Below are 16,238 nucleotides of genomic sequence, written 5' to 3'. Positions count from 1 at the left end.
TCCCTCCATCTGTTTTTCCATTGTCTTTGTAATCATTAACTATGATATCAGATTATAATAAAAGGACAAGATTTGTCAACCCTGCCCATTTTCCGACACTCCCCTCTCCCGGATCAATTTTTTAGATTTTTTCAAAAAAGCTCTTGACAATATTTTATTTTGGTGTATACTGCATCACATAAAGCAAAGGCGCTTTGGATACGACAAGTATCTGAAGCGCTTTTTTTGTTTTTCCGGTCTGTTTTTCTTATAAGAGAAGCAGGACGGTCCTTATAAGATAATTAAAAATTATAATGAATGAGTGAAATCGAAAGGAGTGTACCTATATGGCACAGAGTATCCCGGAAATGTATGGCAGCCTTGTATTCAACGACAAAGTGATGCGCAGCAAACTGCCAAAGGACATGTACAAAGCATTAAAGAAAACAATTGAAAACGGAACTCATCTGGAACTGGATGTTGCAAATTCCGTAGCAGTTGCAATGAAAGAATGGGCTACTGAAAACGGTGCAACCCATTACACACACTGGTTCCAGCCGATGACAAACGTAACAGCCGAGAAGCATGACAGTTTCATCTCCCCAACAGGAGACGGACAGGTGATCATGGATTTCTCCGGTAAAGAACTGGTAAAAGGTGAGCCGGACGCATCCAGCTTCCCGTCAGGCGGACTTCGTGCCACTTTCGAAGCAAGAGGATATACAGCATGGGATCCTACTTCACCGGCATTCATCAAAGATAAAACCCTTTACATCCCAACGGCTTTCTGCTCCTACAGCGGAGAGGCACTGGATAAGAAAACTCCTCTTCTCCGTTCCATGGATGTTCTGAATAAAGAAGCAGTTCGTATCCTTCACATCCTTGGAAACAAAGAGGTCCGTCATATCAATACAACGGTAGGACCTGAGCAGGAATACTTCCTGGTTGACAAAGATCTCTATAAGAAGAGAAAAGACCTGATCTTCTGCGGACGTACACTTCTGGGAGCTTCCGCACCAAAAGGACAGGAAATGGAAGATCATTACTTCGGAGCCCTGAAGCCACGTGTTGCCGCTTACATGCATGATCTTGACGAAGAGCTCTGGAAACTTGGTATTCCGGCAAAAACAAAACATAACGAAGTTGCTCCTGCACAGCATGAGCTGGCTCCTGTATTTGATACCACAAACGTTGCAGTTGACCACAACCAGCTGACCATGGAGATCATGAAAAAAGTTGCCGACAAGCACAACATGGTTTGCCTCCTTCATGAGAAACCATTTGAGGGAATCAACGGAAGCGGTAAACACAACAACTGGTCCATGAGCACAGACACAGGTGTAAACCTTCTTGATCCTGGAAAAACACCGGCAGAGAATACACAGTTCCTGGTATTCCTGGTAGCTGTTATCAAAGCCGTTGACGATTATGCGGATCTTCTCCGTGTATCTGTTGCAAGTGCAGGAAACGATCACCGTCTTGGAGCAAACGAGGCACCGCCAGCAATCGTATCCATCTTCCTTGGAGATGAGCTGACAGATATCCTCAAATCCATTGAGAATGATACCTTCTTTAACAACAAACATGCCGTACAGATGGATATCGGTGCAAAAGTACTTCCACACTTCACAAAAGATACCACCGACAGAAACCGTACTTCACCGTTTGCATTCACCGGAAACAAATTCGAATTCCGTATGCTTGGTTCCGCAGCATCCGTTGCAAACCCGAACATCGTACTGAACACTGCCGTTGCAGAAGTTCTCTCCGAGTTCAGCGCAGCTCTTAAAGATGTTCCGGAAGAAGAAATGGAAAGCGCAGTACATGCACTTCTCAAGAAAACCATCGAGGATCACAAACGTATCATCTTCAACGGCAACGGTTATACAGACGAGTGGGTTGAAGAAGCTGAAAAACGCGGTCTCTACAACCTGAAGACAACTCCGGATGCTCTTCCTCACTTCGTTGATGAGAAAAACATCGCGCTGTTCACAAAACACGGCATCTTTACAAAGGAAGAACTGTTCTCCCGTTATGAGATCTGGCTTGAGAACTACTACAAGACCATCAACATCGAGTCCAACACTCTTGCTGAGATAATCCAGAAACAGGTGATTCCTTCCGTATTTACATATGTTGAAAAACTTGCCGACACTGCTGCTGTAAAGAAATCCGTAGTAGCTGATGTTTCTGTAGCAAGCGAAGCTGCTCTGATCTCCAAATTGAGCACACTTGCTGACACCATGACTAAAGATCTGGAGACACTAAAAGCTGACACAGCAAAAGCTCTCGCCGCTTCCGACGATGTACTTGCCTGCGCAAAAGCTTATCAGGAAACTGTTCTTGAAGACATGGATACTTTAAGAAAATCTGCAGATGAGGCAGAAGCTCTGATCCCGGATGAGTTACTTCCATATCCGACATACGACGAGCTGTTATTCTCCATCTGATACTTGATCAGATAAACAATTTCATACGGTAAATACAGGGGATATCCCTTATGAACTCTACTTCATAATTCATTATCGATTTCCTCATCCATTAATCACACGATACAGATATCCCCTGTTTTACAATATATTCATTTTGTTTCGTAAAGGCGCGAAAGAGAAACTCTTCTCTCCCGCGCTTTTTCGTTATACTGATACTGGATAAATTCTGTCTGTTTTATGATCCGGTATTGTAAAAATCCTTCCTGTATATGCCTTATATAATAGGAAGAAAAAAATTGGGAAAGGGAGTGTTACTATGTATTCTTCAGTAAACACAATCTGGGTCCTCGTCGGTGCGGCACTGGTCTTCTTCATGCAGGCCGGATTCGCAATGGTCGAAACAGGATTCACAAGAGCAAAAAACGCAGGTAACATCATTATGAAAAACCTGATGGACTTCTGTATCGGTACTCCGGTCTTCTGGCTGGTTGGTTTCGGTATCATGTTCGGTGCAGGAAACGGTTTCTTCGGCAAGATCGGCGGAATCGCCACAGAGGCAAACTACGGAAACGCAATGCTTCCGGACGGAGTTCCATTCTGGGCATTCCTGATCTTCCAGACTGTATTCTGCGCAACATCTGCCACCATCGTATCCGGTGCCATGGCAGAACGTACCAAGTTCATCTCCTACTGTATCTACAGTCTTCTGATCAGTCTCGTTGTTTATCCGGTATCCGGTCACTGGATCTGGGGCGGCGGATTTATCAGTCAGATGGGATTTCATGATTTCGCAGGTTCCTGTGCCGTTCATATGGTCGGTGGTGTTGCAGCACTTATTGGCGCCATCATCCTTGGACCCCGTATCGGAAAATATTCCAAATCCGGTAAATCCAGAGCGATTCCCGGACATAACCTTACCGTAGGTGCCCTTGGTGTATTTATCCTCTGGTTCTGCTGGTTCGGTTTCAACGGTGCATCTACCGTCAGCATGGAAGGGGATGCCATCGTAAGCGCAGGCAAGATCTTCGTAACAACAAACCTTGCCGCTGCTGTTGCAACGGTAACCGTTATGCTGATCACATGGATTCGTTACAAAAAACCAGATGTCTCCATGTCCCTCAATGGTTCCCTTGCAGGACTGGTAGCCATCACAGCAGGCTGTGATACCGTATCTCCTACCTCTGCAGCTATCATCGGAATCATTTCCGGATTTATCGTAGTATTTGGTATTGAGTTTATTGACAAAGTTCTCAAAATTGATGATCCAGTTGGTGCTGTTGGTGTACACGGCCTCAACGGTGCTTTCGGAACACTGGCTGTAGGACTTTTCTCAGACGGTGCTGGCACAGAATGGAAAGGTCTTCTCACAGGCGGCGGTTTCCACGGCTTCGGTGTTCAGTTCATCGGTATGGCAATCACCATCGCATGGGTAGCTGTTACAATGACAATTATCTTCCAGGTGATCAAACACACCATCGGCCTTCGTGTTTCCGCTGAGGAAGAGATCGCAGGTCTGGATATGAAAGAGCACGGTCTTGCAAGTGCATACGACGGATTCTTTGTACAGGATACCATGACAAAAGCTCCGGCTCCGATGGGAACTTCCGTGAAAGATCCGGTTATCAAACACGCACCTTCTGCTCCTGCTGAATCTGTTCCTGAGATTCCTGCTGACGGCGTACACAAACTGACAAAAGTTGTTATCATCACACGTCAGAACAAGCTGGACGAATTTATGCAGGCCATGAACGAGATCGGGGTAACTGGTATCACAATTACAAACGTTATGGGATGTGGTGTTCAGAAAGGTGCTCCAACCTACTATCGTGGTGTTGAAGTTGACATGAACCTCCGCCCGAAGGTTAAGATCGAGATCGTTGTAAGCCTTGTACCGGTTCAGAAAGTTATTGACACTGCAAAAGCAGTTCTTCATACCGGCCAGATCGGTGATGGTAAAGTCTTCGTTTACGACATCGAAAACGTTGTCAAGATCCGTACCGGCGAGGAAGGCTTCCTGGCTCTGCAGGATACAGACGCATGATCTTTTTATAAGAAAAACATATAAAATCTTTCTACGCAATATAAACCAAATGAAAGCCAGAAAAGATCCGGAACATTATCTTTCAAATGTTCCGGATCTTTTCCTGTATTACTACTCTTATTCTCTACGAAGCCTCGGCAGGTTCCACCGGTAATGAGCCGCCAGATACCGGACCAGTATCACCACCACAGTTCCGATCACCATAGCAGGGACGCCTCCCCACAGACGGTATACCCACACGCAGGCAATGGCTCCTACAATGGATGCGCAAGCATAAATATGACGCACAAAAATATACGGCGGCACGCCTGCCATCATATCACGGATCAGTCCGCCGCCAACGCCCGTAACCGTTCCAAGGAACACAAGGAAAAACGTCCTTCCCATATATCCTTCTGTGATCCCTTTATCCACTCCCATAACTGTAAACACACCCAAACCCACGGAGTCCATCACCAGCATGATCTTATCATAGACCATCCGGTTCTCGCCCTCCAGCAGTTCCTGTTTCCAGTACATTATGGCAAATACAATACAGGACGTCACCGTTGCCACAATGGTATATATGGGATTCTGAAACATCCCCGGCGGCACGATTCCCAGAATAATATCTCTGGTCGCTCCACCTCCCACGGCTGTCACCACGCCCAGAACGCAGATCCCGAAAATATCCATTCCTCTCTGTGCTCCTACCATTGCTCCGGAAGCAGCGAATGCAATCGTTCCCGCCATTTCCAGAATAAATGTAAATAAACTCTGATAATCCATTTCCCCTCCATACATATCCGGCTGCTGTTCCTTCTCCGGCTCATATCTGCAGCCTGTTTTCCCCACCTGTGCATTTTTTTACAGGGCGCAAGAAGGAACCCTGTTCACACAGGATTCCTTCTCTTATCTTTCATTTCACTTTTCTTATTCTAACAGAATTTCCCTATTCTGTACATCTTTTCTTTTTGTATCCGATTTCTATTATTCTGCTTCGATCAGAAAGCCTCGTCTTTTCAGCATATCCTGGATCATATCCAGAATTTCTTCTGATTCTGCCTCTACTTTATGGTAATGGTAATCCGATGTAATATTCTTCAGAGGACTGGACTTACCGTTTCGAATGTCCTCCATAAAATTCTCCACCTGGCGCCTGGAGCCGATATTCAGTTCTGCCTCGATGTGTCCGTAAACTCTGTGATTGACCATTACGTTGATCACTTTTCCGCCAAGATCCACAATTCCGCAGAGTTCATTCTCCAGATCCGCATCTGTATGATGCACCTTAAAGATCCGGCTCACTGTATGCGGGGCGTTGAGGATATATCCCCGGTTGGTGGAGATCACATTATTCCCCTCTGCACGTATCAGTGCAATATCCTGCACGATCACCTGTCTACTGACCTGAAATGTTTTGGCCAGAGCGCTTCCCGAGACCGGCCGGTCACTGTTTTTAATTTGATCCATGATCGCTGTCCTGCGTTCTGAACCAGTCATTTAAGCTTCCCCTTTCCTGGCTGTGCCTGTACTTTTGGTCCTGATATCTGTTTTCCTCATTCCTGCGATATCCCCCACCCGTTTCAGATACTGTCAATTATGTTTCTGTGTTCGGCACAATACGTACTTCTGTTTTTCTGATGTTCCGGGTATTTCTGTCACAGCACTCGGTATTCTGTAAAATTCCGTGATCTTCAGAAAAGCGGATGAAGGTTCTTCAGGGAAATATCAAGGATCGGTGCAGAATGTGTTAATGCACCACTTGATACATAGTCTACACCAACATCCCTGATCTTTGCAATATTTTCTTTTGTAACATTTCCGGAACACTCGGTTTTGGCTCTTCCGTCGATCAGCTGTACGGCTTCTTTCATCATTTCCGGAGTCATATTATCAAGCATGATGATATCTGCGCCTGCTTCAACTGCCTCTTTTACCTGGGCAAGGCTCTCTACTTCCACTTCGATCTTACGGACAAAAGGAGCATACTCCTGTGCCATTTTTACAGCTTTCGCAACGCTTCCTGCTGCTCCGATGTGGTTATCTTTCAGAAGGACTCCGTCAGAAAGATTATATCTGTGGTTCTGGCCGCCACCTACACGTACTGCATATTTTTCAAAAATACGCATGTTCGGTGTGGTTTTTCTTGTGTCAAGAAGTGTGATGCCGGTTCCCTCAAGAAGAGATGCTACAGAATGCGTGTATGTTGCAATTCCGCTCATTCTCTGAAGATAATTAAGGGCTACACGCTCCCCGGAGAGAAGCACACGGATATCACCGGTAACTTTTCCCATCTTCTGGCCTTTTTTTACTTCGTCGCCGTCTTTGCAGAATAATTCCACTTTTGTGTCAGCATCCAGAAGTGTAAATACACGGCTGAAGATTTCCAGTCCGGCAATGATCCCGTCCTCTTTGCAGATCAGATCTACTTCTCCAGGAACTGCCTCTTTCATAACGGAATTGGTGGTAACGTCTTCGCTTGAAATATCTTCTTTTAAAGCCTCCAGGATCAGGTGGTCTACCTGGAGTGTCATTGTGATCTTATTCATTATACAGTACCTTCTCTTTCTCAATAATCATGGCAGCCCTGTTCTTCAGATCAAGGTTGTTTCCATCTTTCATAATGCGGAACTTTACATTGCAATCTGCGTTCACGCAGCTCCTGCTGCACTTTTCTCGCTTTTCTTTTCAGCGGAGATTGCTTTTGCGGCACGTTTGGCAAATACAAGACTTTCCAGCAGGGAATTACTTGCCAGGCGGTTGGCTCCATGTACACCGTTACAGCTGGTCTCACCTACTGCATACAGCTGGTCCATACTGGTCTTGCTGTCAGAGTCAACCCAGATACCGCCCATAAAATAATGCTGGGCAGGAACTACCGGGATACACTCTTTTGTTACGTCGTAGCCTTCCTCCAGGCATCTTTCGTAAATATGTGGAAAATGATGAAGGATGGTATCTTTGTCAATGTTTTCCATGGAGAGCCATACATGGTCGGTTCCTTCTTTTTTCATCTCTTCCTGGATTGCCTTTGTTACCACATCTCTTGGAAGCAGTTCGTTGACAAAGCGTTCTTTTTTGCTGTTATAAAGCACTGCACCCTCTCCGCGGACGGACTCGGAGATCAGAAATCTGCGGCCAGGTTTCTTGGAATACAGTGTTGTGGGGTGGATCTGTACATAGTCCAGATGTTCCAGACGTACATTGTGTTTTTTCGCAATATCCAGGGCATCACCGGTAAGGTGTGGATAGTTGGTGGAATGCTGATATCTTCCGCCGATTCCGCCGCTTGCAAGGATGGTATCCTCTGCATAGATTTCTACCGGAAGCTCTCCGCCTGGCTGGATTTCTTCCTGGATCTTTACGTTTTTTCCTGCTTCCATTGCTTCCAGACGTGTTTTGTTTACTTCTGCGGAAACTGCCTTCAGTCCGATGCATTTGCCGTTTTCCACAAGAATGTCCTGCATGGAAGTATATTCCAGAACAGTCACATTTTCAAGTTTCAGAACCTGTCCCAGAAGTTTTTCGGAGATTTCTTTTCCTGTAATATCTTCATGATAAAGGATCCTCGGTTTGGAATGCGCGCCTTCTCTTGTATAGGCAAAATCATCTCCATCCATCTTAAAATCCACACCGTAGCCTACCAGGTCATTGATTACATCTCTGGATCCCCGGATCATAATGTCTACGGATTCTTTTCTGTTTTCGTAATGTCCTGCTTTCATGGTGTCTTCAAAATAGCTGTCATAATCATTTTCATCACGGAGTACACAGATCCCGCCCTGTGCCAGGAAGGAATCGCTGCTTCGCATATCTTCTTTTGTGATGATCACGATTTTTTTGTCTCTTGGAAGTTTCAGTGCGCTGAACATTCCCGCAACACCTGTTCCTACAATTACTACGTCTGTCTTGATTTTCATTGTTTTCGCCTCTCTGTCTCTATTTTGCAAGTTCCAGCATCCGCTCCAGCGGTTTCTTTGCTTTTTCTCTTGTTTCATCAGTTACATGGACTTCATTTTCTCCGGTTTTCAGAACATGGAGCACTTTTTCCAGAAATACTTTTTTCATGTTTTTGCAGACTGGTACGGTTTCTGTGAAGTAGAATTTTTTGTCCGGGCAGGTGGTTTCCAGTTTGTACTGTACGCCACATTCTGTGCAGATGATGAATTCTTTGTTGTTGCTATCCTGAGCGTATTTGATGATCCCGGATGTGCTTCCGATATAATCTGCCTGTTTCAGGACTGTCTGAGGACATTCCGGATGGGCCAGCACAAGTGCTTCCGGATGGGCTTCTTTTGCTTCTTTTACTTCTTCGGGATCCATAAATTCGTGGACGATGCAGAAGCCTTCGTTATAGATGAAGTGTTTTTCCGGTACCTGTTCTGCGATAAAGTGGGCCAGGTTTCTGTCCGGGATGAAGAAGATATTTTTATTTGGGAGTGCTTTTACGATCTTTACGGCGTTTGCGGAGGTTACGCAGACATCGGAGAGTTCTTTTAAGGCTGCTGTGGAGTTGATGTAACAGACAACTGCTACGTCGTCGTATTCTTCTCTTACTTTTCGGATTCCTTCTTCAGTTGCCATGTGTGCCATGGGGCAGTCTGCGTCCATTGCGGGCATGAGTACTGTTTTGTCGGGACTTAAGATCTTGGCGCTTTCTCCCATGAAGCCTACGCCGCAGAATACGATGGTTTTTTCTTTTGCGCTGGCTGCGATTTTGCTAAGGTAAAAGGAGTCTCCTATATAGTCTGCTACGTCCTGTACTTCGGGGCGCACGTAGTAGTGCGCCAGGATGATGGCGTCTTTTTCTTTTTTTAATTTCTGGATTTCTTCTGCTACTGTCATTATTTTCACCTTTCCTGCAGGGGGTTTTCTTTTATTCCTGCTTTTGTTTTGTGGTTTTTTCAAAATATCTTACACATAATACCATAGTTCTTTACATGTGACAAGACAGTTGTTTGATTTGTTGTAAAGTTTTTGTGAGGGAATGGATGGATTGGTTGCAGACGGACGGGGATGGATGGCGAAGGGGTGTTCAAATTTTAAATAAAATGAATTCGTGTGTGTATTTATTTTGGGTTAATTAATTACTTGATATTTTTTTACCTGGTAAATTTAGTGATTAACATTTTTTTGAATAAAAAAGACCTGGTGTTTGCAATAATTACCAGGAATATATATTCCTGAAATTACTGTAAGCTCCAGGTCTCTTGATTTTTTCAGTGAGATGGGGTTATTGGAATTTGCTTCTGTTTCGTATCTTTGCTCTGAATAATTGTTTGGTTGTTTATTCGGTTTTATTTTTCTGTTCCAGGTATGCCTGGGTGCTGTCTTTCAGGCGATTGAGGCCGTCTATTACTGTATCTTTAGGGCAGGCGAGGTTTACGCGTAAGAAGCTTTGTCCGTTTTTATACTCATTGCCGTCGCATACGTAGAGTCCGCTGTGCTGGCGGATGAAGGCATAGAATCTGGTTGCATCGTCGGTTACTTCGCGGCAGTCCAGCCAGAGCAGGTATGTGGCTTCTCCTCTGACTGCGTGGATTCCTTTTATTTCTTTTGTGATAAATTCTTCTGCATATCGTCTGTTTTCCCAGAGATATTCTCTTAAGCTGTCCAGCCATTCTGCTCCGTGGTTAAAGGCAGCTACCGGTGCGATAGCTGCAAATACGTTTGGTTCTGCCACTTCGTCTGTATTTAATCCGCGGTTAACCCGATGCCGCAGTACGGGGTTTGGAACGATCACTGCTGCCGTCTGTAGTCCTGCCAGGTTAAAGGTTTTTGTAGGTGCCACGCAGGTGATGCTGTTTTCTCTGCAGGTCTCAGATACTGAAGCAAAAGGTACGTAGTCTTTTCCTGGTTTTGTCAGGTCGCAGTGGATCTCGTCAGATAATACCAGTACGTGATGTTTTGCACATAATTCGCCAATCTTTGCCAGTGTTCCTCTGTCCCAGATCTTTCCTATGGGGTTGTGCGGGTTACAGAGAATCAGCAGGGATGCCTGTGGGTCTGAAAGTTTTTCCTCAAGGTCTGCGAAATCAATTTCATAGGCACCATTTTCGTAATGCAGCGGGCTTTCCAGGATGAACCGGCCGTTGTTGATGATGGAGTTAAAGAAAATATTGTATACCGGAGTCATGACCACGACTTTTTCTGCTGTGGTTGTCATCTTACGCACAATGCTGGAGATTGCAGGTACAACACCTGTGCAGAAAATCAGCCATTCCTTTTCGATAGACCACTCATGGCGTGTTTTCCACCAGTTCTGATAGGCGTCATACCATTCATCTTCAATCAGGGTATAGCCAAATACTCCGTGCTGTGCTCTTTTTATAATGGCTTCTGTTATCTGCGGAGCTGTCTGAAAATCCATGTCAGCCACCCACATGGGCAGTTCTTTTTCTGTTACATCCCATTTCATGGAGCCAGTATGACGGCGGTCTGTTTTTTCGTCAAATATGCTCATTTCTTTTTCCTTTCTGTATCTGTCAGAGCTTTTATGCTTCCGGCGCTTTATCCAGCTTTTCCCCAACTGTGGGACAGATAATTTCGGTTTCAGCCGGATCGATCTTTTCCGGATCCAGAATCAGTGTTTCAATCTCATCTGCCTGGATCCTGCCTTCTGACGGATTCATGACACTTTTGATCCTGCCGTTGATCTGTGCATTGATCCCTTTCGAATACTCAAAAGCCAGAGTTGTATTCAAAAGGGTACAATTGATCATTTTCAGATTTTCAATATAACACAGTCCCTGCAGACTTTCTATGGTACAGTTGATAAATGTGAGATTTTTTGAATTCCAGCCCAGATACTCTCCATGAATCACAGAATCATATACCGTAACATTTTCGCTGTTCCAGAAAGCATCTTTTGACAACATTCTGGCATTATGGACTTCCATATTTTTTGCACCATCAAAAGCATAGTTGCCAACAAGTTTGAAATCATCGATGGTGATATTTGTGCTGTTCATGCCAAAATAATCACCCCTGGCCTGTACATGTGCAAGTTTTATACCCTCACAGTTCCAGAACGTCTCTGCCGCATTGGCAAGATACACATTATCAAGAGTCACATCATGACAGCGGCGGAAATTTTTCGGCGCCTCAATCAACGTATCCTCGATCCGGATATGATCCGTATACCACACCCCAGAACGCGCCATCTCCAGCCAGGTACAATCCCTCGCCTCTATATTTTTGCTGTACCAGAGCGGATATTTCCATTGAAACGAACTGTTCTCCAATACAATATCCCTACTCTCCTTAAGCGGAGACTCCCCATCATTAAAAATCGTCTGTTCAATATGCAACTTCTTCCCATGAAACAAAGGCCGCTCCCCTGTAAGATACGCACCCTTTAATTCTTTATCTGTTTTTATATTCTCTACACTCATTTTCTATCCTCTCTACATTCCTGTCATTCACACGTTACTTTTTATATTTTAACATCTAAAGTTTACTTTAGGTCAAGTATCTAATTGTTATTATCACGTTAAATGTAAAGGTAACTTCCTGATTATAAGACTTAATTCCGGGTAGCTGACGTTAGGGGGACGGACATCGCCTCTTCATATAAACAATCGTTATCATTATACCCCACACATCATCTCACATACAAACTAAGCCATTGCAGCCGTCCAGCGAAGCGCCCGACGGCCCACCACCCACCGAGCAGCCACTCAACTTATCATCCTCAACAACCCTATACCTCCGCCCACACCGTCACACAGCCACCCTACCCCTCCCAAAATCTGTACGGACGCACACCCCCATCCAACTTCCCACTTTGAACACACAGCCCCGGGCAGCGGAATGGATCTGCTGCCCGGGGCGTCCGTTTTACTAATCAAAAAAGAAAAAATCCGCCGCACCCAGCACGACAGATTTTTCCCCACCACTATTTTAATAATTCCCGTTCAATCCTCTCCCGAGCCTCCGGTGCCTGCCTATCCATCTTCTCCGGAAAACCAAACATCGAAACACAGGCAATATTATCACCACCAGCCTTCGGCGCATCCGCCCTCAGCTGTTTATTCGCAAAATCCATATCTCTTAAGGTTTCAAAAATACCATCAAAATCCACATCACCCTCACCCATGGCAAGATGCTGATGTACCGTCACATCCGCTTTTCCACGGCCATTCAGCCACGGTGGATTTAAGATATACCGACAATCCATAGTCTGATTAAAAGTATCCGCAAACAACACATGCGTCAGCTCATCTCCCGCATACTTCAGCATGGACCGCACATCTCCTTTACCCTCATCATAGAAGAACCCATGAGGAGAAGAATACACATAACCAAGGTTCGGAGACCGGAAAGATTTTACCATATCACAGGTCTCATTATTCAGCTCGCAGAAATCATAAGGATGAGACTGAATTTCCACACGAATACCCTCACGCTCGATCAGCGGAAGCAGCTCCTCCATGGATTTGAACCACATTCCATTGCAGATTTCCTGCTGGTTGGGATCACCGGAAAGCTCTGTATTAATAACCTTTACGCCCATATCTCCCGCAATCTGGATCATCCGTTTCCAGTTGGCAACTGCAAACTGTCTCTGTTCCTCTGTGGGGCCGGACCAGCGGTATACGACGATAAAGGAAGAAATCTCCACGCCGGTTTCCCGCAAAGCCTGTCTGTATTCCTGTTCACACTCCTTGGAAAACAGCGGATGTTTATAGAACGGATTGATCCTCGGATGTGGAGACTGCTCGATATATTTATATCCCCAGTCTGCCACCTGATGGACCATACGATTGATATCCATCTGTTTTGCAAGCACATCTACATCAAATGCGATCTTCATGACGCATTCCCTCCTTTTTCTTCTTTATTTTTGATATAATCCAGGATCAGACCGGCCGCTCCGGCTGCACCTGTTTTGGAAACATTGATCACCATATCATAATAATGGGGATCGTCTCTGCGGATTCCGGTAAATTTTTCATAATATTCATTTCGGATCTGGTCACGCTTCTTCAGCTCGTCAAGAGACTGGCCTTTATAATATTCCCGGCCTTCTTTTTCCCGGTAATCATCATCTGCATACACGAAAAAGCTGTATGTATGCGGTTCTCCGCGAAGCACATAGTTGGCACATCTTCCCAGGAATACACCAGGACGCCTCTTTGAAAGTTCACGGATGATCCGGCTCTGCACCTCAAACATCTGGGCGCCTGTATAATCTGCTGCCGCACCTGCCGATGAATGTCCGTACGGGGAAAACGTAAGCTCGGAATCTTCATAATTGTAAGAATCCAGATACTGTCTTACACTTTCCAGATCTGCTTTTTCCATACCGAATTTTTCTGCCATGAGACAGATGATCTGACGGTCATAAACCCTGCAGTCCAGCGCTTTTGCAACATCCTCCGCGATTTTTCTTCCGCTGCTGCCGTACAGTCTTCCAATCGCTACATTGATCCTGTTTCCGGAAACTGCCGGTGCTGGCATGGACTGGATTTCTCCCGGTACAGAAACGTTTCCTTCTCCGGATTCTCTCTGGATCAGTTCCCGCATCATCTTGTCATAGACTTTATCCAGCTGATAGCAGGCCGCGATCACAAACATCACTACCCAGATTGCTACCGGAACATACAGATAAAAACCTTTGATCACACGGATAGCTTCTGCAGACTGCTCTGCTGCGGTTGCCTTGGTGCCATCAAAATATGCAGCGGAAAGGATTCCACCCATGATAGCGGAAGTCAGTCCGGAACCGGCTTTCTGGCCCATGCTCATAGATGAGAACATCAGACCTTCCACACGTTTGCCTGTTTTCCACTGGCCATACTCAATGGCATCACTTGGAAGAGAATACTGCACGCCATAGAACGGTGCGATTCCGATTCCTCTCATGATACAGGTCACAACACCAAGAGAAACACTGGTAATATTCATCAGGAACAGAAGCTGTCCCGCAACACCCAGGATGCAGCCTGCACAGATGAGATTTCTTTTTCCATAGCGGGGAAGCACCTTTGGCAGGAGGGCAATTCCTGCCACAGTTGCCAGTTTCTCCGCTGCTGAAAGAGGCATAACAAGGTCTACATTTCCAAGTACATACTGACAATAATAGGTAAGGTCCGTTCCAATGATGATCTGATATGCAGTATAAAAGATCATCAGCCCCAGGGCGATAAGGAAATACCGGTTGGTAACGGTTGCTTTAAAAGCTTCCACAAAAGAAATATCTTCTTTTTCCTGTTTTGCCGCAGAAACACGCTCTGTACAGACCATGTAAGTGTTCACAAGCACGCCGACGGAAATGATCGCATAACCTGCTGTTACCAGGATCCAGGCCATCTGCTGGTTGCCGGTAACATTTGCCACGATATTGATCAGCGGCAGCGTGAACGCGGTAATGATCATACTTGCCGTGATAGACAATACCATACGGATGTTACAGATCACATCACGCTCACGGCGGTCACGGCTCATCAGAGATCCCAGTGCGTGGAACGGCTGGCTGATGGCAGTGTATACAACCGTGTTCATAATGTTATAGGTCACAAAAGCATAGATGATCTTTCCCATGTTTCCAAGCGGCGGCATGGTAAAAAGAAGCACCGCTGCCAGCGCATAGGGAACCGCAAGTCTTAAGATCCAGATCCTGGCTTTTCCATATTTGGAATGAGTCCTGTCGATAATGGTTCCCATCAACACATCGGAAAATCCATCAAAAATGCGGGACAAAAGCATGATCATTCCAACAGCTCCTGCTGAAATTCCAACAACATTGGTATAAAAATAGATCAGCAGAGTTGTTGTCATGGTATACATCAGCGTCAGCGCCGGATCGCCAAAACAGTACGCAAGTTTTTCTGACACCGGAACCTTGATAAATTCATTCAAGTCTTTACCCTTCTGCTTATAATTCAACAATTCGGGGATTCCCTTACCAGCCATAGTATCTACCTCCTATCGGTTTAAGGTCGAACCTTTCTGAATGAATTATCCGAAATATTTCTGTACAAAATCTCTGGTAACTTCTGCTGCTTTTTTCACATTGTCCTCGTGGCTCATTGCATAGTACTCCGGACGGAACTCTTCGATGGTGCATACACCGTCAAAACCGATCTCTTTCAGTGCTGCCGCGATTCCTGCATGATCTACCACGCCTTCTCCCGGCCAGAGTCTCTTGTCGTCTCCGCAGGAACCAAGTGGAAGATCCTCACAGTCATTTAAGTGGTATGCAAAAATCTTCTTACCGTCTGCTGCTTTCAGGTCTTCCAGACGGGAACACATCTCATGGAAATGGAAAGTGTCCACGGTAACGCCAACATTGTCTCTGTCTACTGCTTTTACTACATCGTATGCTGTTCCAAACTGGTTGATAGAGCAGTTCGGTGCACCACAGAACTCCAGGGAGATCTTCATATCTGCGCCCACTTTGTCAGAAAGGTAGCGAAGACGTGCAACTGCTTCTTCTTTGATCTCGCTGACAGATTTGTCTTTTACATCAAAACTTGGAACTGTTATCAGCATTTTCATTCCGATCGCTTTGGAAACTTTCAGGATAAAATCTACTTCTTCATCGATTTCTTTTTCCCCTGTCTCATCTCTCTGGTTGAAAAAGATCAGGGTGTTGTATGCCCACGGTTTCAGGTGATGATTCTTAAACCAGTCTGCCAGTTCTTCCAGTGTATGTTCTTTGAGATAGTCTTTTACGCAGTCAAAACGGATCTCAATGTAATCAAAGCCATATTTTTCACACATCTCCAGATCTGCCATAAGAGACTGTCCTTTGCATTCCAGTGCAGTTGCTTCATTAAATCCTAATTTCATCTTCGATA

12 protein-coding genes are annotated in these 16,238 nt (G+C 45.2%); 2 read left to right on the top strand and 10 right to left on the bottom strand.

Going from position 1 to position 16,238, the window contains the following annotated elements; all coding sequences use genetic code 11:
• Positions 1–326 precede the first annotated feature (326 nt).
• Both GPK81_RS14705 and GPK81_RS14700 read left to right on the top strand, forming a co-directional pair.
• Positions 327–2,429, top strand: coding sequence for a glutamine synthetase III family protein (locus GPK81_RS14705; RefSeq protein ID WP_148447563.1), 2,103 nt, complete (start codon positions 327–329; stop codon positions 2,427–2,429).
• A 298-nt stretch (positions 2,430–2,727) separates the two neighbouring features.
• A complete protein-coding gene (locus GPK81_RS14700; RefSeq protein WP_195567077.1) occupies positions 2,728–4,452 on the top strand; it encodes an ammonium transporter in 1,725 nt (574 codons plus the stop codon).
• 117 nt (positions 4,453–4,569) lie between these two features.
• Here the strand turns inward: GPK81_RS14700 and GPK81_RS14695 are convergent, their stop codons facing one another.
• The 10 genes from GPK81_RS14695 to GPK81_RS14650 all read right to left on the bottom strand — a co-directional run bounded on the left by GPK81_RS14695 (position 4,570) and on the right by GPK81_RS14650 (position 16,230).
• Positions 4,570–5,220 carry a trimeric intracellular cation channel family protein gene (locus GPK81_RS14695; protein ID WP_174088412.1) on the bottom strand — a complete coding sequence of 217 codons (651 nt, stop codon included), beginning with the start codon at positions 5,218–5,220 and terminating at the stop codon, positions 4,570–4,572.
• A gap of 201 nt (positions 5,221–5,421) precedes the next feature.
• Entirely contained in the window at positions 5,422–5,934 is a 513-nt protein-coding gene (locus GPK81_RS14690; protein WP_118062624.1) for a transcription repressor NadR, read from the bottom strand.
• A 194-nt stretch (positions 5,935–6,128) separates the two neighbouring features.
• A complete protein-coding gene (gene nadC / locus GPK81_RS14685) occupies positions 6,129–6,983 on the bottom strand; it encodes a carboxylating nicotinate-nucleotide diphosphorylase (RefSeq protein WP_021976263.1) in 855 nt (284 codons plus the stop codon).
• A 102-nt stretch (positions 6,984–7,085) separates the two neighbouring features.
• On the bottom strand, positions 7,086–8,354 hold the full coding sequence (locus GPK81_RS14680) for an FAD-binding protein (RefSeq protein ID WP_215707286.1): 1,269 nt from the start codon (positions 8,352–8,354) through the stop codon (positions 7,086–7,088).
• Between the two features lie 19 nt (positions 8,355–8,373).
• Positions 8,374–9,279, bottom strand: a complete 906-nt coding sequence (gene nadA, locus GPK81_RS14675) for a quinolinate synthase NadA (protein ID WP_021976265.1) — start codon at positions 9,277–9,279, stop codon at positions 8,374–8,376.
• A gap of 442 nt (positions 9,280–9,721) precedes the next feature.
• Positions 9,722–10,897 (bottom strand): MalY/PatB family protein, encoded by a 1,176-nt coding sequence (locus tag GPK81_RS14670; protein WP_118062627.1) that lies wholly within the window; start codon positions 10,895–10,897, stop codon positions 9,722–9,724.
• Between the two features lie 31 nt (positions 10,898–10,928).
• Positions 10,929–11,828, bottom strand: coding sequence for a DUF3737 family protein (locus GPK81_RS14665; protein WP_118071125.1), 900 nt, complete (start codon positions 11,826–11,828; stop codon positions 10,929–10,931).
• 503 nt (positions 11,829–12,331) lie between these two features.
• Positions 12,332–13,249: a sugar phosphate isomerase/epimerase family protein gene (locus GPK81_RS14660; RefSeq protein WP_021976268.1), complete on the bottom strand. Its 918-nt coding sequence runs from the start codon at positions 13,247–13,249 to the stop codon at positions 12,332–12,334.
• The gene (locus GPK81_RS14655; RefSeq protein ID WP_215707285.1) at positions 13,246–15,351 is read right to left on the bottom strand and encodes a cytidylate kinase family protein; all 2,106 of its coding nucleotides are present in this window, start codon (positions 15,349–15,351) and stop codon (positions 13,246–13,248) included. Before GPK81_RS14655 ends, GPK81_RS14660 begins: the two co-directional genes overlap by 4 nt.
• 45 nt (positions 15,352–15,396) lie before the next feature.
• Positions 15,397–16,230 (bottom strand): sugar phosphate isomerase/epimerase family protein, encoded by an 834-nt coding sequence (locus tag GPK81_RS14650; RefSeq protein ID WP_215707284.1) that lies wholly within the window; start codon positions 16,228–16,230, stop codon positions 15,397–15,399.
• Positions 16,231–16,238: the final 8 nt, after the last annotated feature.

Origin of the sequence: Blautia sp. MCC283, from assembly GCF_018785565.1 — a bacterium.
Lineage (GTDB): Bacteria > Bacillota > Clostridia > Lachnospirales > Lachnospiraceae > Blautia_A.
The sequence above is the reverse complement of the archived record's forward strand: the minus strand, read 5'-3'. Positions and strand labels throughout refer to the sequence as shown.

Coding starts and splice junctions, on each gene's coding strand:
- nadA (WP_021976265.1), bottom strand. CDS start 9,279: ATGACAGTAGCAGAAGAAATCCAGAAATTAAAAAAAGAAAAAGACGCC.
- GPK81_RS14670 (WP_118062627.1), bottom strand. CDS start 10,897: ATGAGCATATTTGACGAAAAAACAGACCGCCGTCATACTGGCTCCATG.
- GPK81_RS14680 (WP_215707286.1), bottom strand. CDS start 8,354: ATGAAAATCAAGACAGACGTAGTAATTGTAGGAACAGGTGTTGCGGGA.
- GPK81_RS14655 (WP_215707285.1), bottom strand. CDS start 15,351: ATGGCTGGTAAGGGAATCCCCGAATTGTTGAATTATAAGCAGAAGGGT.
- GPK81_RS14665 (WP_118071125.1), bottom strand. CDS start 11,828: ATGAGTGTAGAGAATATAAAAACAGATAAAGAATTAAAGGGTGCGTAT.
- GPK81_RS14695 (WP_174088412.1), bottom strand. CDS start 5,220: ATGGATTATCAGAGTTTATTTACATTTATTCTGGAAATGGCGGGAACG.
- GPK81_RS14650 (WP_215707284.1), bottom strand. CDS start 16,230: ATGAAATTAGGATTTAATGAAGCAACTGCACTGGAATGCAAAGGACAG.
- GPK81_RS14705 (WP_148447563.1), top strand. CDS start 327: ATGGCACAGAGTATCCCGGAAATGTATGGCAGCCTTGTATTCAACGAC.
- nadC (WP_021976263.1), bottom strand. CDS start 6,983: ATGAATAAGATCACAATGACACTCCAGGTAGACCACCTGATCCTGGAG.
- GPK81_RS14700 (WP_195567077.1), top strand. CDS start 2,728: ATGTATTCTTCAGTAAACACAATCTGGGTCCTCGTCGGTGCGGCACTG.
- GPK81_RS14690 (WP_118062624.1), bottom strand. CDS start 5,934: ATGACTGGTTCAGAACGCAGGACAGCGATCATGGATCAAATTAAAAAC.
- GPK81_RS14660 (WP_021976268.1), bottom strand. CDS start 13,249: ATGAAGATCGCATTTGATGTAGATGTGCTTGCAAAACAGATGGATATC.